The sequence below is a fragment of the Vibrio sp. MMG023 genome (assembly GCF_021654215.1).
GTDB classification, from domain to species: Bacteria; Pseudomonadota; Gammaproteobacteria; order Enterobacterales; family Vibrionaceae; genus Vibrio; species Vibrio jasicida.
Genome location: NZ_JAKFZP010000003.1, coordinates 532,350 through 552,234, shown reverse-complemented (window position 1 = coordinate 552,234; position 19,885 = coordinate 532,350). Strand labels below are relative to the sequence as shown.

The window sequence follows — 19,885 nt, the reverse complement described above, 5'->3', positions numbered from 1 at the left end:
AGCCCACTAAGAAGTGGGCTTTTTTGTATAGAGCATTTAATTATAAAAAAGATCTAAAACTTATAAGCGCAAATTAAAATGTTTCGAGGTGTAACTGATTTAGCGCAAAATTCTGCCAATCTAACACGGTAACCACGTTCTTCAAGATAAAGTGCTTTATCTAAAGCAAGCCAAATCTCCAATGGTCGTTGAAATACCAACTGAACCAAACTCAAACGCTCCATCTGCCAAAAACGCTGCTCAGCCAAATATTCGAACTTCGAGAAGTCAATATCTTGAGTCAACTCGATATCCTTTCGCTCTGCGGCCCAATGGCACAAAGCTTCAAAACCATCACTTAATTGCGACTTACGAATACTCGGTACTGGTTGATATTCGGTCAACCCTAACGCTTGTCGCGTGATCAAATCAAACCCTAAGCGAAACACCATTTCTTGCTGACGATGACGGCGGACACGCTCACCTCCAGTCACAGTCTGTTGTAAAGGAATACGAAGCTCTTGCTTAGACAAAGAAAGAGAAGAAGCTCTGCCCTGCTCCGACATTGGCTGATATTGCTCAGACTGAATCAAATGGTAACAGCAAGGCGAGATTGTCATCGCGGCGATGCCGTTTTCGCTGCCGTACTGCATTAATCGAACATGGAGATCACCACATGCGTGCAATGCCACCGCATGTTGTGTCGGCTTGAACACAGCTTTTGCCGCAGAATCAAACGCGTCACCTTGAATAAACGTCATGTTCCAATGATGTTCATTCGCCGCTTGTTGCCCTGAATCACACAGCGCTTGTTGGAATTCGAAGCTCGTCACTGGCTGGTTCGTTTGTGTGGTAAGAATTCGCCCTAAATAGCCTTTTCCTGAACACCACTCTAACCATTCTTTGCCATGATGATGTTGAATAGCCGCTTCGCCCATCGAACTTATTTGCTCTAACTTGCGGCCAGGAATACCACTGTCTAAACCGCGAGCAAGCTCCAATCCATTTAATGAAAGTGTTTCTAAGCGAGTAAGAGCGGCGAGCGGTTCAAGATCAGGTAAACAAGTTCCGATCGCTTTAAATAAAAGCTCAGGTTCTGATTTGTATTCTTCGATCTGAGAAGGAGTAAGAGACGCTAACCATTGACACAACTGAGGGTGTTGCTCTTGCCAAGGTAATGATGCGTGAATGCTGCTTTTAAAGGGCTCAAATCGCCACAACGATTGATTCTCGATTAAGCAGTCATTAATAAATTGAAATTGCGTTTTCATAGCTCCCCCTACAACGAGCGCATTGTAGAGGGAATCGAAACTTGAATGAAGTGTTATCTGACCGGAAGCTCGATGTCTTTAAACATCTCTTCGATTTCCGTATTAGATTTAAGCGAGATCGCCTGTTCCACAACCGGACGAGTCAAGTGCGGCGCAAAGCGCTCCATAAAGTCGAACATGTAAGAACGTAAGAACGTACCGCGACGGAAGCCAATGCTGGTCGTACTCGCACCAAACAAGTGGCTCGCATCAATCGCCACCAAATCGCCATCTTGGTCGTGATCGACTGCCATGCTCGCAATCACACCAACACCAACCCCCATACGAACGTAAGTCTTAATGACATCTGCGTCCGTAGCGGTAAATACTACTCGTGGTGTTAGACCTTCTCGGTTGAATGCGGTATCAAGCTCCGAGCGACCCGTAAAGCCAAACACGTAAGTCACCAGCGGATACGCCGCCAAATCGTGGATCGTTACTTTATCTTTCTTCGCTAGTGGGTGGTCTTTTGGTACCACGATAGAGCGATTCCAGTGGTAACAAGGCAGCATGATCGCATCTTGATAAAGGTGAAGCGCTTCCGTTGCAATCGCAAAATTCGCCGTGCCTTTCGCGATAGCCTCAGACATTTGGGATGGTGTGCCTTGGTGCATGTGAAGTGACACTTTCGGGTAACGCGCTGTAAAGCCTTTAATCACATCAGGCAACGCATAACGTGCTTGGGTATGCGTAGTAGAAATGTTCAGCGTACCCATTTCAGGGTGGGTGTGCTCCCCTGCGACCGCTTTAATGCTTTCAACGCGAGCGAGGATCTCTTGAGAAATTCGCACGATTTCTTCACCAGCAGGTGTCACCTGCGTTAAGTGTTTACCACTTCGTTCGAAGATCTGAATACCCAATTCATCTTCCAGCAAACGTACCTGTTTACTGATACCCGGTTGGGATGTGTATAGGCTCTCTGCCGTCGCAGAAACATTCAGATTATGGTTCACAACCTCAACAATGTACTTCAGTTGTTGCAGCTTCATCGTAATCCCTTACTCATTTATCGAGATAATAACGTCATACCCATCGTGGCCGCCCTCCCGAGCATATGAATGCACACGATATAATGTTTAGTTATAACGTGTTAGCAACTAAATGAACAGTAATTTCTAACTTATACCCGAAGCTCATAGCAAGGTCGTTCAACGCTACCAATATGCAAAGGGTTGAATCATTGAAAATAGGTTTTTTCAGGAGCTCACCGCATTCCCTGCTGATTTCCACAGGAAAACGTGTTTGGAGCAAAATAATCAGATAAATAGGGTGCCGAGAAAGATAAGATTCATGTATTCTTGAACGCTGGACACAGAAAAGTAACAAGTAGTAGAAGCAAAGATATGAATTTGACTTTAATAATCGCTTTGGTTGCCATCCTACTGGTATTGATCCTTGGCTATAACATCATGTTGCAGTACAAGGTAAAAGTAGAGACCGCGAAAAGACAGGAGTCTGCTCGCTATGTGGCGCTGATTGACGGTACTGAAGAGCTCATCGGGCACGCTCATCATATTCCTTTCAGCAAGGACTTACTGCTGTGTCTTAACAACCGTATTCTTGATGCACTCGAAAGCATGCGCGACCTTGATCCAAAGAACAAGCAGCTTGTTCAGCGCATCGAAAACATGAAGCAGCAAATTTCTCAATTGAATGAGAGCAGCGCAAACGGTGAAAGCACCACATTCAAAATGCCGAGCAGCGATAAACAAGCCATTGTAATGTTAAAGCTCGTCAAACGTCTTCGTGATGCAGTTCGTAATGAGCACAACAAAGGCCGTTTAGATACGCAAACTTATGTCACAGAGAACGCGCGTCTGGAAACTATGCAGATTCGTATTAACATCGAAAACGTTATCAAGCGAGCAAACGATTCTATTGCTCGTGGCCAACCTGGCACCGCATTGCAACTGCTTCGTAAAGGCATTGATGCCCTAAGTACAAAGAACGATGCGTACTCGATTCAAGCAAAACAAAAGCTGGAAGAAATGCTTGGTGACCTAGACAAGAAACGCCAAGACAAGAATGAAGCAGAAATGCAGCAGCTTGCCGATAAAGAACGCGACAGTGATATGGATGCGCTCTTCGGTGAAAAGAAAAAGTGGTAAACTCTCCACAAGCTTTTCGCACTACTCGATTAAAGGCTGCGTTTGCGGCCTTTTTTGTATCTTGTATTTGCTCAAGATGCCGATGGTTACACCAAAATAGAATACAACGTACTAAGAACTAAAATGATTAATCTCGACGCCTATCAGGACCTTCTTGCTCCCATTAACCAATTCTTGCGATGCAGCACCCCAGATGAATGGGTTGAGGAAGCAAAGAAACCGGAAAACCTGCCAACGATTTTAGTAGATCACCTACTGTGTGAACTCAAAGCAGGTCAGTCTGCTATGCTTTTAATCCGTAAATACGCAGTAGACGACGCAAGCTCACTTGCCCTACTTGATTGGTTTAAACCTTATGAGGACTTCGCTTACCGCAAAACTGGCTCACTCGAGACTTTAAAAGGTAAGAGCAACATTTCTAAAGCGATCATTGCTAAGTCGGATTCACCATACAGCCAAGATCTTATTGATAAGATGGTTCTGCTGATCAAAGAAGAGTTACACCACTTCTACCAAGTTCTAGAAATCATGGAAAGCCGTGGTGTGGAATACAAAAACATTCCGGCAAGCCGCTATGCCAAAACGCTGATTTCGCACATGAAGACATACGAGCCAGAAACGTTGATTGATAAGCTCATCATCGGTGCCTACATCGAAGCTCGCTCGTGTGAACGTTTCGCCAAACTGGCTCCGCACATGGATGACGATATCGCGAAGTTCTATGTATCTCTGTTGCGCTCAGAAGCGCGTCACTATCAAGATTACTTGATTCTGGCAGAGCAAATAGCGGGTAAAGACATCAGCGAGCGTGTGGCGGAATTTGGTCGCATCGAAGCAGCACTGATTTCAACACCAGATGAAGATTTCAAATTCCACAGTGGCGTTCCAGTGTTAACGGCATAGGCTGCAGCCTAACGTTAAATAGCAAAAAGCCGGACATCACGTCCGGCTTTTCTGTATCTAATCCAGTATCTCGTATCTTCATCCTCAAGAGCGAGACACGTGCGAGTTGGGGATCTCATACACGCAAACTAAGAACGCGCACTCAACTCAATACGTTGTAAATTTGCATCAATACTCTGGTCACCTTTCAGCCTTTCCCAAAGCTGGCCAAGTAAATCCAAACTACGTTCACTTGGGTAACGCTCCGTCGATTCCAACAACTGCCATTGTCCATCTTTCCCCTTCTCCGCAAAGATAAACTCGAACGATAAGTTGTTGGACATGCCCAAACGTAAGTCAGTCACAATCAACGCATCGTCTTCAATACGGTAGTTTAGGTAGTCGTGAGAGAAAGCCTTAAGCCCTTTCAATGTGTCTGGCTTGTCTTCCAATGGCCAACTCCCAAGCGGGTGCGAGACAAAATCAATGTGATCACTACCATCGAGGACTGACGCCAAACCTTCATAGTATTGGCCGTCATCCATTACGACGACGCGCCACAAAACGGTATTGAACGGTGTTGGGGTGATCAGTACTTGTTGATTAGGTAAGTTCTGCGCACTCAAGTTTTGTTCCACGCGAGACGCGATCATTTGCTGCGATGCGTAACCCCAACCAAGATAAAGCGTCGAAATCAACACCACGCTCTGACACCAGCGTCCGCCGCGAGTTTTGGAAAACAGAGCCACACCAATCGCCAGCAATAAAGGCAGCGTGTAAAGCGGATCGATAATAAACACGTTCCGCAGCTCAAAATAGCCCTCAAATGGCCAAATCAACTGCGTGCCATACGTTGTCATTGCATCCAGCAAAGTGTGGGTAACAAACACGCTCACGGTTAAAAAGAACACACGAGAAAGTGTCCAAAACGTATCTGGTCGCCAGCGGCAATAGAGCCAAGAAATCAGCAAAGCGAAAGGAGGCAAAACAAGTAAAGAGTGACTAAAACCACGATGCTTAATTGTGTTTTGCACGGCATCGCCATAGTCCAGAATCACATCCAGATCTGGCAAGGTTCCGAGGGCAGCCCCCATTAGTAGCACCTTCGCGTTACAGCGTTTACCTGCGATTGCGCCAGCGACGGTCGCTCCTAGTGCAGCTTGTGTGATTGAATCCATATCCCGCTATCTATACTCATTCATGACAAAGATTGATTGGTTCGAAAACTAAAACGCATTTCCATATGTGTCAAACCAGTCACCCACTTTATGTCTCTTATTTACTTACTTTTACACACTAAGGGGCGATCAAATGTCTTTGATAGTTTGAAGGTGACTTACTTAAAAAAAGCAGTCTCTTGGCGGGAAATTTTCTTGATTAACGCTTCACGTCGAAGATCTAAAATCTCATCAATCAATTTCTCTTTCGCACTAATGCCAAAGTGTTGAGCGTAATTTTTCACTTTTTCGATTTCACTCGGGTGTAAACGGTACACGTCTTTCTTTAATCGCGCTTCAGCTTCGCTTTTAATAAGGCCTTGGCTCTGCAACAATTTGATGATGGCTTCATCGGTTTGATTTACTGCTCGTGTCATGGGGTTCCAATCTAAAAGTTTGCGTTGCCCGCCATACTGTTGGGCTTTCAAGTCGCACAACTTATAGACCAAACATGACAACGTTATTGCAGCCTAAAGTCATTTATTAGCAATAACATGAAACGAACTTACGACAAAAAGATACTCATCTGCTTAAATAATTTACCGCTCTGAAGTACAAAGACACACATTCACTTCTTCCCAATAAAAAACTTTTCGCCTTTCTGCCAATTTTACTATTGAGTACAAATTCGCTCTCGATCACATAAATCATATTATATAGGTTGTTTTCTCACTCCAATCAATCACCGCCATACTATTCAAACATCCAATTTCAGAAGCAAAATCATAGTCTGAGCAGCATAGAAAGTTGGTTACATTGTCAACAACTGGCAGTGGTCACTTTTTCGTCCATTTCAATTTCAATATTTGTGTTTTTCCCCTCCACTTCATACTTAACATAGTCAACACTACGCATATTTGTGTTATTTAAATACAAGCAATATTACTTTCTTTGTATGTCACGAAGAATGACGTTAACCATGGAGAACAATATGAAGATCACACTCACGAATATTGTCGGTAGTGCGTTGTTACTAACAACATTTGCCTCGCACAGCGCTCAAGTGAATTTAATAAACCCAAGTTTTGAAGAGGACTTTTCTGGCTGGACTGAAATTGACCCCACAGCAGTTTCTGGTGTCGCTTTTGATGGTGCAAAGTCGGCAAAGTTTAGCGGCACTGGAGCAAGGCTTGAACAAACAATTACAGTTGCAAAAAACACCGAGTACACCCTAAGTGCTTACGTTCTGAAAACCGCAAACATTGGTGTCACCGTGGGCAATGACACGTTCAGTAAAGCAACGTCCAACTCAGATTGGGCGCAGGTCAACGTAACATTCAACTCAGGAGATCATTCACAAGTCACCATTTTCGGTGAATACGATGGTGCAGAGGGGCGCGTGGATTTATTCCAGCTAAGCTCTTCAGATATCATCGCTCCACCTATCACTTCACTTCCTACCTTCGACCTCGACCCAGCTCTGCCGCCATCAGGTAACTTTGATTTATCAGATTGGAAACTCGACCTACCTGTAGACGAAAACGGTAGTATTTCCGGTAAGGCTCTAGAGGTTAAAGAAAAAGAACTTTCGAGTGGTTATGAAAATACTGAGTTCTTTTATACTGGTGACGATGGTGGACTGGTGTTCATCTCACCAGTTGAAGGGGCTAAGACATCAACCAACACTAAATACACTCGCTCAGAAATGCGTGAAATGTTAAGACGTGGCGACACAAGTGTATCTACCAAAGGGATTTCAAAAAACAACTGGGTGTTCTCTAGCGCACCAAGTAGTGAGCAAGATAACTCCGGTGGTGTCGATGGTGTTCTTGAAGCAACGCTTGCGGTGAACGCTGTAAGTTCTACTGGTGATACTAGTCAAATAGGACGTATCATTATAGGTCAAATCCACGCGAACAATGACGAGCCGATCCGACTTTATTATCGCTTACTCCCCGGTCACAGCAAAGGTTCATTGTACTTTGCTCATGAACCTAACGCAGACGCTTCTCCAGACGATGAGCAGTTCATCAACCTAATCGGCAGCTCTGCAGATGATGCCTCTGAACCTTCTGATGGTATCGCCCTTAATGAACTCTTCTTCTATCGCATTGAAGTTCAAGGTAACCAGTTGATCGTGACAATTCAGCGAGATGACCATGAAGACGTGACGGAAACTGTCGACATGAGCACGAGTGGCTACGATGTTGGCGGTCAGTACATGTACTTCAAGGCAGGGGTTTACAACCAAAACAACTCTGGTGACCCTACAGACTACGTACAAGCAACGTTCTACTACCTCACCAACAGCCATGAAGGATACGAGTTCCCTTAGATCTATAAAGCCAAGCGGAAGGTTAACTCCCTTCCGCTACTTTCCATCTTAGTGATGGCATTAGCAACAATAAAAAACGGTTTATACGTAAAATTTATCGTGATGAATACCACTTTATTGTCTTAGTTATAAAACTTGATTCAGCCCTCACTTTTATAACCCATATCCTTATTAAAGTTAGATCCCTCGCACTATTCTCTTGATTCACAAGTGATCTGACCATCATTTAATCGTTTCGTACGTTTCGCACTTACTTGTCATACAATATCATTTCTTTTGCAAGTTCAGGTAAGAACATCAAAAGGAATCAATGATGAAAAGTCATGTTGAAATTGCCATGGATGCTGTCGAGTTAGTCAAGCCATCCATAGAACGATTATTCGAACGAAGCAATCGAAAAGAACTTCATATCGTGGTGATGGATCCTAGAGTCAAACCGTGGGAAGCGTCTTTTACTGATGCCATTCTCTACGAGACATCTCTGGGAAAACCACAAGAATGGACCATTCCATTTGATGAGTTCGCGAGAAACAAAGCGCAACAAGCGTGGCGCAACGGCCGCCCTAATATTCATAACCAAACCACCCAAACCTCTTCTCTACAAGAAAACGACTTGCTGTTCTTCGGCTCATTTGTACATGGCGACGTCGTCGTTGCGTGCAGTGGTGTCGAGCAATGGTATGACATGCTCATAAGCGGCTGGATCGCCGTCGCGTTTGAGCAGCTCTGCATGAGCGAATATCAAAACAATAAAACAAACCACCCTACACAAGCATACAAAAACTAACGGAAACAAAAGGTCGATTATTATGAACAAGCTTCTTAAATCTCTACTTGTCGCCGCTGGCATCATGGTCTCTGCAACGGCTATTGCCGCGGATTATCCAACGAAAAACATCCGTCTTATTGTTCCGTTTGGTGCAGGCGGTGGTACAGACGCCGTCGGTCGAACTCTGGCTAACTCCGCAAAAGATGTACTAGGACAAAACATCGCCGTGATGAACCGCACTGGAGGCGCTGGCGCGGTGGGCATGAGTTTTGGTGCGCAGCAGCGTCCAGATGGGTACACGCTTACCGTTGTCACTCGTGAAATCGCTTCTCTCCCTCAAATGGGTTTAATGCGACATGATGCGAGTGACTTTAAATTGATTCGAATGGTTAACCTCGATCCTGCCGTGGTTTTGGTTCATAAAGACAGCCCTTTCAACACCATCAATGACCTGATCGCCGAAGCCAAAAAAGGCGAAGGTAAAGTGAAGTTTGCATCGACAGCAGCGCCAAACTTCTACCTGATGGCATTAGAGCAGAACCAAGGAATCAAACTTAACGCCATTCCATACAACGGTGCATCGGAAGCGATTCCCGCGGTACTTGGTAAACACACAGACGTCACCATGGTAACGCCAGGAGAAGCCATTGCTCAGTTGCGTTCAGGTCAATTGAAAGCATTGGGCGTCATGTCAGACGAACGCATTGAATACATCGCCGATGTTCCAACCTTGAAAGAGCAAGGTGTTGATGTCGTCACTGGTACATGGCGCGGTATTGGCGCACCAAAGAACACGCCAGATGAAGTTATTGAAACGCTGGGTAAAGCCTTTGATGAAGCGATGGCATCGGCAGAATTCAAAGAGTTTATGGAAAAAGGCGCAATGTCGATTCATAACATGGATGCAGAAGCGTTTACCAAGTTTGTTGATGAAGATAGCAAAGCACTCGCAAAACTAATTCAGTAAGTGATGTTTTAAGCGAAGAGCATCACCCCGGTGCTCTTCGTGTTGAGGAGAATCAGCATGAGTCAAAACAGCCTACAACAAAGCGGCTCGCAGCCCACAGAACCCATTCAAAACCAACCCTCATCAAAACTGGATAGAGAGATCTTTTTCCCGCTTTTGATGATCGTCATTAGCGGCATCGTACTTGTGCTCATCAGCCAATTCGATGAACCACACTACCAAGACGCCAGCGTTAACGCCCAATTCTTTCCTAGCGCTATCGCAATTGCACAAATCATCATTTGCATCGCTCTTATCGTCCAACGAAAGCTAAAAGCATCCATTCAACCGCCTGCCGTTCCTATGTTTTCAAAAATGGCGATATTTGGAATCGGCTTTCTCGTGGCTTATACGCTGCTGATTCATATCGTCGGTTATTTGATCGCAAGCTTAATCGCGTTCACCGCTTACTTGGTCTTTTTCAAAGTCACAAAGCCGCTGTATTACCTTATTGCTTGGTGTTTTGTATTTGGGGTGTATTACCTATTTGGAGAGGTGTTTTACATCGCTCTACCCCAAGGCTTGTACTATTAAGGAGAGGCTATGTTTGAACACTTACTCAATGGCCTACTAACCGCATTTAGCCCAGAAGTATTGCCCATCTTAATTTTCGGTGTTGTTGGCGGAATCATCTTAGGCGCACTACCCGGACTAACGGCCACCATGGGCGTGGCGATTCTATTGCCTTTTACCTTTGGCATGGATTCCACACCAGCACTGGTGATGCTTATTGGCGTCTATATCGGTGGTATTTACGGAGGCTCGATTGCCGCCATTCTATTAAAGACACCGGGTACACCGGCTTCGGCCGCGACGGTACTCGATGGACACACCTTAGCAGCAAAAGGACAAGCTGCTCGCGCGCTCAGTATTTCTGCGGTGGCCTCGTTTGTCGGCGGACTACTGAGTACGATCGTCTTGATTGCCATCTCCCCGCTTTTGGCAAACTTTGCACTGCGCTTTAACGCGCCTGAGTACTTTGCGCTCGCTCTGTTTGGCCTAACCATTATTGTTAGCGTTTCTTCTCAAAACATTTTGAAAGGCTTGTTGGCTGGTAGCATTGGTTTATTGGTGTCTACGGTTGGCCTTGACCCTATCAGTAGTGTTCCGCGCTTCACATTTGGAATGATGGATCTTTATAGCGGCATCAATGTTATTCCGGTGCTTATTGGCTTGTTTGCCTTGTCAGAAGCCATCAATCAGATCGAGAAGATCATCAATGAGAAGCATGCAGAAGTACCCACGTTTGATCGTAAAATCCTAAGTAAGAAAGACCTTAAGACAATCCTGCCTACAGCGACTAAAAGCGGCCTGATTGGTACTGCGATTGGCTCTGTACCCGGTGCTGGTGCGGATGTCTCGGCTTTTGTTTGCTACAACGAAGCCAAACGTTCAGCGAAAAAACCGGAGGAGTTTGGTAAGGGGTCACTTCATGGATTGGCCGCAGCTGAATCCGGTAACAACGGCGTAACCGGTGGCTCATTAGTCCCTTTGCTCACACTGGGTGTTCCGGGTGATGCCGTTGCAGCAGTCTTGTTGGGCGCACTTATTGTGCAAGGTTTAACGCCTGGCCCTCTGTTGTTTAGCCAAAGCCCTGAGGTGGTTTATGGCGTCTTTAGCTCGATGTTGGTCGCTAATATCGTCATGCTGCTAGTTGGCTTACTTGGTATTCGTTTCTTCTGTCGCATCATCGAAGTTCCGAAAATACTGATGATTCCAATCATCATCTTCCTGTCTGTGGTTGGTGCTTATGCGATTAACAACTCCATGTTTGATGTCGGCATCGCTATCGCGTTTGGTTTGCTGGGCTTCGCCCTCGGCAAGATGGACATTCCATCCTCGCCAATATTGTTGGCCATCATTTTGGGGCCAATGGCAGAAACCAACTTACGCAAAGCCTTACTCATGTACGACAACTCGTGGTCATTCTTGTATGAACGACCAATCGCACTGGCCTTCGTGTTGCTAGCGATCTTCTCGGTTTACTCAACACTGAAAATGAAGAAGAAAGCCAAACCCCAAGCAGCAACCTAGGAAAGTTTTCATAGCGAATAACACAACAAAAAGCCGGACTCTGATGTCCGGCTTTGGTTTTATGAGGGTTTGATTTCGATACAGCGAGTTAGTAGAAGTAAACCAGCATCTCGACCTCATCCCCTTGCAGCTCAGCATTTAAAGAGAAGTGGACATAGCCTTCTTCTGTCACTGGGATTTGCAGGTATTCATTACTGCCCCAGTAGTTTGATGCGTATTCGTGTTGCCCTACTGTTGGCCAATACGCTTTACTCGCATACAGATCAACGTTGCCATTATCTGCGTTGCCGTTTTTGTCGGTTAGCCACACTCGCACCTCTTGTACTCCTTGCGGTACATAAACCGCTGCGTAACGCTGTTGGTGCACCGTTAAGGTTTGTGCTTGGCCAGATTCCAATACCACTGGGGTTAAGTCATCTTGCTCTTGTGCTGGCGGCGTTGGGGTTTCTGTCACTAATGACGCCTGCAACGTCACGTCATTAAAGTCCGAACGACCCGCAATGCTGATGTAGTAACGACCCGGCTTGATATAACCCGATTGCTCCGGCTCAAACGTCACCATCTCGTTGCTGCCATCACCATATTGGCTGAACTCAAAGTCATAGTAATGGGCTTCTTTCTCAAAGCTCATGTACAAATCGGCATCGCCTTGGCTATTGCCATGAATCGCCACGTCAAAGTGAGTTGTGTTCTCTGGCACATCCACATAGAACAGCTGCTCGCTGTATGCTGCACCACTGAGTACCACACTTTGATTTGCGACAAGCTGCGTTACTTGATCAGAAGGCTCAGTCGGCTCACCCGGATTTGGGTCTGGGTTCGGATCAGGCTGCTGAGGGTCACTTGAGACTGAATCTAACCAACGGTCAAACTCGCCATTGTATTGCTCACCCAATAATTGAACCTGTTTTGCCCATTCAGCAAACTGACCAGAACGAGAAAGCGCCAGTAAGCTATCTACCTCTTGCGGATGCTCTTCCAACATAAAGCGAACCGCTAAGTAGCCCCAACGATAAACGCGGTTGGTATCGTGAGAGTAAGTGGTCGCCAACACGTCTGATAAGCTCATCTTGCCATCGGCAATCAGCCCAATCGCCGCGTCGTAACCTTGCTTGTAATGCATATACTCAGCAAAGCCCTCTAGCCACCAAACAATGTAACCATGTGCCAAGTTATCGCTGAATGAACCATATTGGTTGAATCGTGCATCTAGGTAATGGGTGTATTCATGCTCTAGGTTGAGAATAGAAAGCGCCTCACCATTGTCATAACGGTAAGCGACAAAGCGCGCCACGTTGCCTGCTTGTGCCGGGTTACCTTCAAGGTACTGACCACCGTTATCCGTCGTGTTACCAAACAAGAAAGACGAGTAATCCACGTAACTGCCGTTGTTCGCAAACACAGCTACTTCCACTCGCTCGTTGTTGTCGTCCGCAACAGGTTGATGCCCCGTGTTCGCCACTTGGTGGAAGTCGGCCTCTTTTGCGGCTAAAACCTCACAAGCTTCAATAGATTGAGCTTGGGTTAAATCTTGAGAACGAATGATGGCCGGACCATCACACTCATGACGATTCGGTAGCACGCGAGCCGCCAAATCACGCTTCGCTTGATCTAAATCCAGACCATTCAAACCCTCTGGCGCGAAGTAGTTCATCATCTCGACTGCGGCTAGCCAAAGTTTATCGTGTTCACTACCAAGCGGGTTTTGCTCCATCACTTGTTGCATCACACGCAGCGCTTTCTCTTTGGTTGCTTGATTTGGGCTGGCTAGTAAACGTCCGGTTTCGCGAACGGCGTTGTAAACCAAGAAGCTCGCATCCGTATCCAATGCCCAAGCATTATCACGAGCAAACGCCGCTAACGTATCAATGTGTTGCGTATGGCTTGCCATGTATTGGTAGAAATCATCTCGCGAAGCATGGCCAGCCATCGCACGGAAAAGGTTATTCAACCCATCGACCCACTGTGTGTCTTGCGCCGTTTCACGATTGAAGTGACGCAGTGCCGCAACTTGTGCTTCCATCGTTAGAGGAAGTTGCTTCACATTGTCGACCATCAACGTCAAGCTTTTCATCGCCCCGACTTGTTCGCGTCCTTGGTCTAGCGCGTGTGGATTCGCTAAGAACGCATTAATCGACTGAGCAAAACGTTGCCCTAGTGCTTGAGAAAAGTCCGGCTGTTGCGCGTTGTAACGAACGTAATAAGCCGCGCGGACAAACTCACCAAGGTTTTCGAGTTTGCGCGCTTGTTCTGCCTCACCGCGGTAACTTGCAATGGCTTGGTTTAACGCGATTTGAATACGGCTTAAACTCGCTTCACTGTAGATATCGTTTAGTGAATCTGCAGGTGCAGAGAACCAAGCACCATAGCAATGATGAGTCGCTTCAGAAACGGCTAAAGCAAGATCAGGCGCCTGTTGAAGATCAGGAATATCACACTGTTCTTGAGCGAATGAGAAACTGGAAACACTGGCAAGCATACAAGCTAGCGCCAAGCGATGACGTGGGAATAGACGGGTATGAGACATAACAACACTCATTAATTAGTTATATATTTGAGGGCGCTGTTATATTCCTTACAATCAATGCGGAGAACTGAGTTGCATAAAATTTATGAAGCCAGTTCAGGAAATAGAATTTATACTCTAATTTATAAACCAATTGCCAGATTTGCAGATTATCTCTCTCCGAAAACGTTACACAACTGATTGAAATATCAAAGATAAAGTCAGTTAGCTAGAAAGAATAAAGCCAGACATGTGTCTGGCTTTTAGGTTAGTAGCGCTTACCATCAATGCGTCTCAGCGGGATATCTTTCAAGACTTCCTCTTCTGCCATCCTCATATTGATGGCGACGATATCAGCGTCGCATTTCTCTGTCGTTACATAGTGTGTCAAACACCCACACAGGTTGCAGCGGTGAAACTCGACTTCTTTATCACCCCAAATATAAAAGACAGAAGGCTCTTTAACGTAACGAACTGATACTTGCTCGGGCGAGTAGTAAGCCCAATAAGCTGCGTATCGACGGCAGATAGAGCAATTACATGATGCTATCTCTTTCGGTACGTCAGCTTGAACAACGATGTTCCCGCAATGGCATGTGATTTCCATATTCAGCCTCTCGTCTCCATAACGAGCTTTAAACCCTGTTTATACTCTCGATACTATTTTACTGTTGCTTTCTCATACCATTGGTCAAACTGATCAATCACACGATTATGATAAAAAGTTTTGTTGATGCTGTTAGGGTTGGTTGGATCTAACCTCCTAACTTTACAATAACGTTCACCCTCGGCTTTCAAAGTCCTCATTTGGTCATGAAACACCTTGTTTTGCTTAAAGTTTGTATAACGGAACTTTAGTATTTCTAGAAGTTCATAGTAATCGTGCGGATAATTTTTTAGCGCATCCTCTTCCGACAACATAATTTCTGGAGCATCTGGATCATTTGTAAGTCTTACTTGCAATGCCTCATCATTAGTAGTTTTGACAAGTTTGGTGTGTAGCTTAAGTGAAATTGCATAATGAGCGTCTTTATCTCGCTCGTGTTCCTTCTCAACTGACTTAAGATATTTTAATAAGTTAGATTTAACATCACTATCGACACTAAAGCTTGTTACATCCGAAAGATGAAAAAACGATACTGGCATTAGGTAGAAATTGTAACGACTAAAGTCATAATTAAACCAGTTCATTGTTAACGTCATATAGTTCTTGAGAGACGCTGTTCCTATTTCTTGTATGCTCGTGCTAAGTTCTAGGTCGCCACAAACAAAATGCACAGAGTCATCTCTGATATTCATCAACAAACGAATATTATCCCCAACTACATGCGGAACAGAGCCGTTTGATAACAATCGATTGAGAGCTGTCCCCAAAGATATTGTTTTCGGATTTCCACTAGGGGAGATTACTGGTTTATCTTTCGAAAAAATATGTATCGCTTGTGCTTCTTCATCCCCATCTTTGACGAGCTTAGCTTTTAACAAGAGCTCCCAAGCGTTAGTCATTAGGATAGAAAACGTCTCTTCACGATGCATAAAGTTAGGTTTGTTATATATCTCAATTGCTGAAATACAAGCAGAGATCGACTTTTCCAGCATGATCTGATGCAGTAATTTTTCAATTTCATTTTTCTGGCTTTGATGCTGTCTAAAGGTAGTCTCATTAAACTTAGTAATAGCTTCGGTAACCTTTAACTTATCTCCAGAATCATCCAATAAAGTTTCCCACTTTTTGCGTAAGTATGTTTTTACAGTAGAAACACTCCAACCAGTCTCTGCAGCAAGGTCTTCCAGATTAAATTCAAGCCCCTCTCGATACGCTCTTAAAAAAAACGAATAGGCTTTATCGACTTGTAACCACTTTTTATCTGACATCAGACTTAACCTTCTATTAAGACTTAAAATAATGCTCTCGGTGATACTGAAGAAACGCCTGTTCAATCTTGTGCTTTTTGCTCAACGTTAACTGTCCGTCTAGGCCAATCAAACTGAAATCATCCGCGATTGAGAACACACCGTTATCAAACATCACGTGATGGTTTGGACATAAGCACAGGATATTTTCGACCACATCAGGTCCGCGATGCGGCTCACCCAACGGTTGAATGTGTGCAGCTTCTGCGTAGTACCCTGCTCCAGTATCAATGGCCAAACCGCATACTTGGCATTGGTATTGATGCCAATCTTTCACCTGCTTTGCCTTTTTGTAGTCTCGGACGATCTTGTTGACCGTAACGGCTTGGCGAGACGTTACCTCATAACGTGCTTTGCTTGTGTCTTGCACCTCTGCCGCAGGTTCCGAATCAATTTGGACAAGTTTGTAACGCCATACTTTGAAGCCAGACAATCCACGCTCGCACCAATAGTCTTCAACGCGGTATAAACCCGCATATTGGTAACCTTTGGTTGGAGAATAATGGCTTTGGTGTTTATGACTTCGAGTAACACGGACGGGTAAACCCTCCAGCTTGTTTCTAGCCAGAGCGAGGTTGGTGCGTTCTAATTTTTGATCGGCAATTTGTTTGTTGGTGTTTTCGTCACGGCCACCAGCTCCGGTATAGATGATCACGTCGCCAAAATCTTCGTCGTCTTCATAACCACCGGAAAGTACGATTGAGTCAGCGCCTTCTTTCGCGCCGCCACTAATACCAGCCTGCGTTGGAGGATGGATGCCAGATTTGGCTAACGCGGCTCGATTTTCGAACATGTCACCGACTTCAGTATCGGGTATGTGTCCAAAAACTCTCATAGTAAACCCTTGTATGTGTATTACTCAGTGGGAGAACGTGTCGAGAAAAGTGACGAATTTCCAACTGATACATACGCTAACGGTATCACAGTCAATCAGGTTTATATGCGTGAAACCTTCTCATTTTTCACAAGAAGTTTTTATGGTGACAATCGTTTATTTTCATATACATAGCGAACAGCACCGGGTAAACAACATGGTCAATATTGCATCTCAAACAAAACAAAGATCACAACTTATTATCAAAGTCCGACGTGCGGTTTTCTGTCATCCATATTTAACGTGCTAGTCATAATTATCAATAAGAATAATCACTCTAATTCGACTTATGGACAGACAGATGAAATTGACACAATGGATTGTTGGGCTAAGTGGCTTACTCGCATTACCGAGCTTGGCAGACACAGATGTATACCTTACGAATAACTCAGACCAACCGTTAACCATTCAGGTAAAACATGAAGGCAGCGATTTACTGGAATACGGTGAAGAATGGCAGCAACATGTGCAATTACTTGGTCCTTGGGAAACCAAATCGATACTGAGCTTTAATCGCTGGGAAGGCGTGAAATCTGGCCAGAACTATCGCTTTGAAACTGTGGTGTCTAACCCACAAGGTGAGAGTGTCACATTCAACCAAGTGGTGGAGGGCCATTGGTATAACTCGACAATGGAATATGGCCTGTCGGCTGCTGATGTCGGTTTAGCATTGAAAGATGACCGTAACGTCCACCGTTCTTATACGGGATCTTTTGGTACTCGCAATACAGAGCTCGCATTCAAATCGAGCAAGACAGCCCGGTACGACGATTTGCACTACACCATCACCCCTAGCAAGGTAGATGAAGCAACGGATAATAATGAGCAAAACCTGAAACTGATGACTTATAACATCTGGGCTCTGCCTGCGATTGCTTCACATATTGGCGATCGTTACGCGCTAATTCCTGATTACGTCAAAGGTTACGATGTACTGGCACTACAAGAGGTGTTTGCCAATGGTCGTGATGCGTTCTTACGAGAACTTGCAAAAGAATACCCTTACCAGACTAAGATGCTGGATAAAGAGGGTTTCAACATTTACGACGGCGGTGTGATCATCGTGAGCCGCTACCCTATCGTGAATCAGGCTCAATACGTCTTCCCTGATTGCACCGGCACCGACTGTTTTGCCGACAAGGGCGTGAATTATGCGGAGATAATCAAAGGTGGTCAGGCTTACCATGTGTTTGCCACGCATACCGCCTCTTTTGATACGGACACGGCACGAGACTATCGCCAACGCCAATTTAAACAGATGCGTTCGATGGCTCAGTCTTTGAATATCCCAACGAGTGAAACTGTGGTTTACAGTGGCGACTTCAATGTGAATAAGTTGAAGTTCCCTGATGACTATCAACAGATGATTGCGAACTTAAGTGCAATCGAGCCGCAGTACTCAGGTTATACGGCTTCCACCTTCGACCCTCGCATTAACAATTTTGCCGGAGAGGCTTTATCTGGTGGTGAGAATGTTGAGTACCTCGACTACGTGATGGTAAGTAATGAGTATGGCGTGAAGTCGTTTAACGATAACCGTGTCGACGTTCCGCGCTCTACCGCAGAGAGTTTGTGGAAACACTTCAATCTGTCGGATCACTTCCCTGTTAGCGCTGTGATCAAACCATGAAGCGTGTTGCGTTAATTACTGTGTCCGCCGTTGTGGCGGGCACGATTTGGTTCTCAATAGCGGGCGATAAGAGTGAAAGCTTGTTGCCGTTTTCTTCTGTATTCGAAGGGCGTGCTGAGCAAGATACTAGAGATCATTCTTCTTCACCAGAAAACCAAAACGCCGATAAAAAAGTCGTACCGAAAGCCAAAGATACCCCTTCTCCAATTAAAGCCATTGCTGGACGTTTGAATGACGCCAAAGGTCGCGCATTAAAAGCCGAAATAGAGACATTCTGGCATACATGTATGTCTGATCATCATTGCGAATCTAAGCTGGCTGAACTGGAAAGTTATATGTCGGGTGAGCGCTTTGCCTTACTGGCGAATTACCATCAGCTCAATAGTTTATGGCAGCAAAGTGTGGGTGATTTGTTGTTTGATGAACAGCAACCGCTCGCCTCTCGTGTTGCTCTTCTCAAAGCGGAAGCAAGAAAGATATGGGGTGAGTTGGCCGAAGTGATTTTTGCTGATGAGTTTGCCCTTTACGATTTTAGTTTGCAGGCAAAGCAGTTGAATTCGACTCCTGCTCAAGACTACGTGCAAGCCTTTGGGGATTTAGTTCAAGAGTGGCAAGGCAATGAGGAAACGTTGGGACTAGCCAGCGAGCAAGCTAAGTATGAGCGTGCGGTGGCGTTAATTCCGGATAACGTGAGCCAAACAGAGCGTGAGGCTTTGATTGAGGAGCTTCAACAAACTTACCTTTCTGAACAAGAGAGTGAAGAGATACACGCTCGCGAACAACAAGTCGCAGAGCAAAAGCAGCAAGTGCGCGATTATCAGAGTGAGTTGCAGCAGCTTGAATCCAAACTGGCAACTCAAAGAGCCACCAGCCACGCGGGTTTATCGGACTCGGAATGGCAGCGTTATTACCAAAAAGAGGTGGCGAATTTTCGTCGCGAGTTCTTTGCGGGTTAACGGCTCGTTTGTCTGCGCAATTGGAAGTGAGAGATTCCCTGCTCGCTCATTCTTCGCTCTAGGCAATGACAATGTGTGAGTGCGTGGTCATCGACAGCAGATAAGTCCTCTGCTAAATCAAACTTAAACCGTGTCATTCCAGCAAGCCTAGGCGCGACTAGGAATCTGGTTCCAACGAACTTTAGATTTGCGAGAACACAAGATTCAACAGCACTTGGTGAGTAGATTCTGAATTACACTCGTCCCTCGTTTTTCAGAATGACGGTATTTAAAACATGAGTGTGGAATAAGATTTCCTACTCATTCATCTTCGCTCTAAGCAATGACGATGTTTGAGTTCGTGGTCATCGACACCAAATACCTCCCCCCCCACTACCCCAAAACTTAAACCGTGTCATTCCAGCAAGCCTAAGCGCGACTAGGAA

At 45.3% G+C, this 19,885-nt stretch carries 17 protein-coding genes; 9 read left to right on the top strand and 8 right to left on the bottom strand.

The window, feature by feature from the left end; all coding sequences use genetic code 11:
• Window positions 1-53: 53 nt before the first annotated feature.
• The gene (locus tag L1076_RS12165) at window positions 54-1,250 is read right to left on the bottom strand and encodes a methyltransferase (protein ID WP_237303684.1); all 1,197 of its coding nucleotides are present in this window, start codon (window positions 1,248-1,250) and stop codon (window positions 54-56) included.
• 53 nt (window positions 1,251-1,303) lie between these two features.
• Window positions 1,304-2,278: an HTH-type transcriptional regulator CysB gene (gene cysB / locus L1076_RS12160; protein WP_038867045.1), complete on the bottom strand. Its 975-nt coding sequence runs from the start codon at window positions 2,276-2,278 to the stop codon at window positions 1,304-1,306.
• 354 nt (window positions 2,279-2,632) lie between these two features.
• Between cysB and L1076_RS12155 the strand changes: the two genes are divergently transcribed.
• Both L1076_RS12155 and L1076_RS12150 read left to right on the top strand, forming a co-directional pair.
• On the top strand, window positions 2,633-3,397 hold the full coding sequence (locus tag L1076_RS12155) for a hypothetical protein (RefSeq protein WP_038867041.1): 765 nt from the start codon (window positions 2,633-2,635) through the stop codon (window positions 3,395-3,397).
• Window positions 3,398-3,520: 123 nt separating this feature from the next.
• Window positions 3,521-4,300, top strand: a complete 780-nt coding sequence (locus tag L1076_RS12150; RefSeq protein WP_237303683.1) for a tRNA isopentenyl-2-thiomethyl-A-37 hydroxylase MiaE — start codon at window positions 3,521-3,523, stop codon at window positions 4,298-4,300.
• 128 nt (window positions 4,301-4,428) lie between these two features.
• Here L1076_RS12150 and L1076_RS12145 read toward each other — a convergent pair whose 3' ends face one another.
• On the bottom strand, window positions 4,429-5,457 hold the full coding sequence (locus tag L1076_RS12145; RefSeq protein WP_042601874.1) for a metal-dependent hydrolase: 1,029 nt from the start codon (window positions 5,455-5,457) through the stop codon (window positions 4,429-4,431).
• Window positions 5,458-5,615: 158 nt separating this feature from the next.
• On the bottom strand, window positions 5,616-5,873 hold the full coding sequence (locus L1076_RS12140) for a hypothetical protein (protein ID WP_038867037.1): 258 nt from the start codon (window positions 5,871-5,873) through the stop codon (window positions 5,616-5,618).
• Between the two features lie 554 nt (window positions 5,874-6,427).
• On the opposite strand from L1076_RS12140, the gene L1076_RS12135 reads away from it, so the two are divergent.
• The 5 genes from L1076_RS12135 (at window position 6,428) to L1076_RS12115 (ending at window position 11,580) form a co-directional block, all read left to right on the top strand.
• Complete coding sequence (locus tag L1076_RS12135) at window positions 6,428-7,771, top strand: polysaccharide lyase family 7 protein (protein ID WP_237303682.1); 1,344 nt, start codon at window positions 6,428-6,430, stop codon at window positions 7,769-7,771.
• 313 nt (window positions 7,772-8,084) lie between these two features.
• Window positions 8,085-8,558, top strand: coding sequence for a hypothetical protein (locus tag L1076_RS12130; protein ID WP_343231849.1), 474 nt, complete (start codon window positions 8,085-8,087; stop codon window positions 8,556-8,558).
• Between the two features lie 22 nt (window positions 8,559-8,580).
• On the top strand, window positions 8,581-9,507 hold the full coding sequence (locus L1076_RS12125; RefSeq protein ID WP_042601880.1) for a tripartite tricarboxylate transporter substrate binding protein: 927 nt from the start codon (window positions 8,581-8,583) through the stop codon (window positions 9,505-9,507).
• 159 nt (window positions 9,508-9,666) lie between these two features.
• Window positions 9,667-10,080, top strand: a complete 414-nt coding sequence (locus L1076_RS12120) for a tripartite tricarboxylate transporter TctB family protein (RefSeq protein WP_054756138.1) — start codon at window positions 9,667-9,669, stop codon at window positions 10,078-10,080.
• A 9-nt stretch (window positions 10,081-10,089) separates the two neighbouring features.
• Window positions 10,090-11,580 carry a tripartite tricarboxylate transporter permease gene (locus L1076_RS12115; RefSeq protein WP_038875634.1) on the top strand — a complete coding sequence of 497 codons (1,491 nt, stop codon included), beginning with the start codon at window positions 10,090-10,092 and terminating at the stop codon, window positions 11,578-11,580.
• Window positions 11,581-11,668: 88 nt separating this feature from the next.
• Here L1076_RS12115 and L1076_RS12110 read toward each other — a convergent pair whose 3' ends face one another.
• The 4 genes from L1076_RS12110 to L1076_RS12095 all read right to left on the bottom strand — a co-directional run bounded on the left by L1076_RS12110 (window position 11,669) and on the right by L1076_RS12095 (window position 16,835).
• Window positions 11,669-14,107 (bottom strand): M9 family metallopeptidase, encoded by a 2,439-nt coding sequence (locus L1076_RS12110; RefSeq protein WP_237303680.1) that lies wholly within the window; start codon window positions 14,105-14,107, stop codon window positions 11,669-11,671.
• A 247-nt stretch (window positions 14,108-14,354) separates the two neighbouring features.
• On the bottom strand, window positions 14,355-14,693 hold the full coding sequence (locus tag L1076_RS12105) for an aldehyde-activating protein (protein WP_038875638.1): 339 nt from the start codon (window positions 14,691-14,693) through the stop codon (window positions 14,355-14,357).
• A gap of 53 nt (window positions 14,694-14,746) precedes the next feature.
• Window positions 14,747-15,961 carry a DUF3644 domain-containing protein gene (locus L1076_RS12100; RefSeq protein WP_038867023.1) on the bottom strand — a complete coding sequence of 405 codons (1,215 nt, stop codon included), beginning with the start codon at window positions 15,959-15,961 and terminating at the stop codon, window positions 14,747-14,749.
• Window positions 15,962-15,977: 16 nt separating this feature from the next.
• The gene (locus L1076_RS12095; protein WP_237303679.1) at window positions 15,978-16,835 is read right to left on the bottom strand and encodes a YDG/SRA domain-containing protein; all 858 of its coding nucleotides are present in this window, start codon (window positions 16,833-16,835) and stop codon (window positions 15,978-15,980) included.
• A 340-nt stretch (window positions 16,836-17,175) separates the two neighbouring features.
• Between L1076_RS12095 and L1076_RS12090 the strand changes: the two genes are divergently transcribed.
• Window positions 17,176-18,504 carry a sphingomyelin phosphodiesterase gene (locus tag L1076_RS12090; protein ID WP_237303678.1) on the top strand — a complete coding sequence of 443 codons (1,329 nt, stop codon included), beginning with the start codon at window positions 17,176-17,178 and terminating at the stop codon, window positions 18,502-18,504.
• Entirely contained in the window at window positions 18,501-19,460 is a 960-nt protein-coding gene (locus tag L1076_RS12085; RefSeq protein ID WP_237303677.1) for a chromosome partitioning protein ParA, read from the top strand. The genes L1076_RS12090 and L1076_RS12085 overlap by 4 nt, the downstream gene beginning before the upstream one ends.
• Window positions 19,461-19,885 lie beyond the last annotated feature (425 nt).

What these genes read in the sequence shown, in the direction of transcription:
- L1076_RS12165 (WP_237303684.1), bottom strand. Translation starts at nt 1,250, where the DNA reads ATGAAAACGCAATTTCAATTTATTAATGACTGCTTAATCGAGAATCAA.
- L1076_RS12100 (WP_038867023.1), bottom strand. Translation starts at nt 15,961, where the DNA reads ATGTCAGATAAAAAGTGGTTACAAGTCGATAAAGCCTATTCGTTTTTT.
- L1076_RS12115 (WP_038875634.1), top strand. Translation starts at nt 10,090, where the DNA reads ATGTTTGAACACTTACTCAATGGCCTACTAACCGCATTTAGCCCAGAA.
- L1076_RS12125 (WP_042601880.1), top strand. Translation starts at nt 8,581, where the DNA reads ATGAACAAGCTTCTTAAATCTCTACTTGTCGCCGCTGGCATCATGGTC.
- L1076_RS12085 (WP_237303677.1), top strand. Translation starts at nt 18,501, where the DNA reads ATGAAGCGTGTTGCGTTAATTACTGTGTCCGCCGTTGTGGCGGGCACG.
- L1076_RS12135 (WP_237303682.1), top strand. Translation starts at nt 6,428, where the DNA reads ATGAAGATCACACTCACGAATATTGTCGGTAGTGCGTTGTTACTAACA.
- L1076_RS12150 (WP_237303683.1), top strand. Translation starts at nt 3,521, where the DNA reads ATGATTAATCTCGACGCCTATCAGGACCTTCTTGCTCCCATTAACCAA.
- L1076_RS12090 (WP_237303678.1), top strand. Translation starts at nt 17,176, where the DNA reads ATGAAATTGACACAATGGATTGTTGGGCTAAGTGGCTTACTCGCATTA.
- L1076_RS12095 (WP_237303679.1), bottom strand. Translation starts at nt 16,835, where the DNA reads ATGAGAGTTTTTGGACACATACCCGATACTGAAGTCGGTGACATGTTC.
- cysB (WP_038867045.1), bottom strand. Translation starts at nt 2,278, where the DNA reads ATGAAGCTGCAACAACTGAAGTACATTGTTGAGGTTGTGAACCATAAT.
- L1076_RS12130 (WP_343231849.1), top strand. Translation starts at nt 8,085, where the DNA reads ATGAAAAGTCATGTTGAAATTGCCATGGATGCTGTCGAGTTAGTCAAG.
- L1076_RS12120 (WP_054756138.1), top strand. Translation starts at nt 9,667, where the DNA reads ATGATCGTCATTAGCGGCATCGTACTTGTGCTCATCAGCCAATTCGAT.
- L1076_RS12145 (WP_042601874.1), bottom strand. Translation starts at nt 5,457, where the DNA reads ATGGATTCAATCACACAAGCTGCACTAGGAGCGACCGTCGCTGGCGCA.
- L1076_RS12155 (WP_038867041.1), top strand. Translation starts at nt 2,633, where the DNA reads ATGAATTTGACTTTAATAATCGCTTTGGTTGCCATCCTACTGGTATTG.
- L1076_RS12105 (WP_038875638.1), bottom strand. Translation starts at nt 14,693, where the DNA reads ATGGAAATCACATGCCATTGCGGGAACATCGTTGTTCAAGCTGACGTA.
- L1076_RS12110 (WP_237303680.1), bottom strand. Translation starts at nt 14,107, where the DNA reads ATGTCTCATACCCGTCTATTCCCACGTCATCGCTTGGCGCTAGCTTGT.
- L1076_RS12140 (WP_038867037.1), bottom strand. Translation starts at nt 5,873, where the DNA reads ATGACACGAGCAGTAAATCAAACCGATGAAGCCATCATCAAATTGTTG.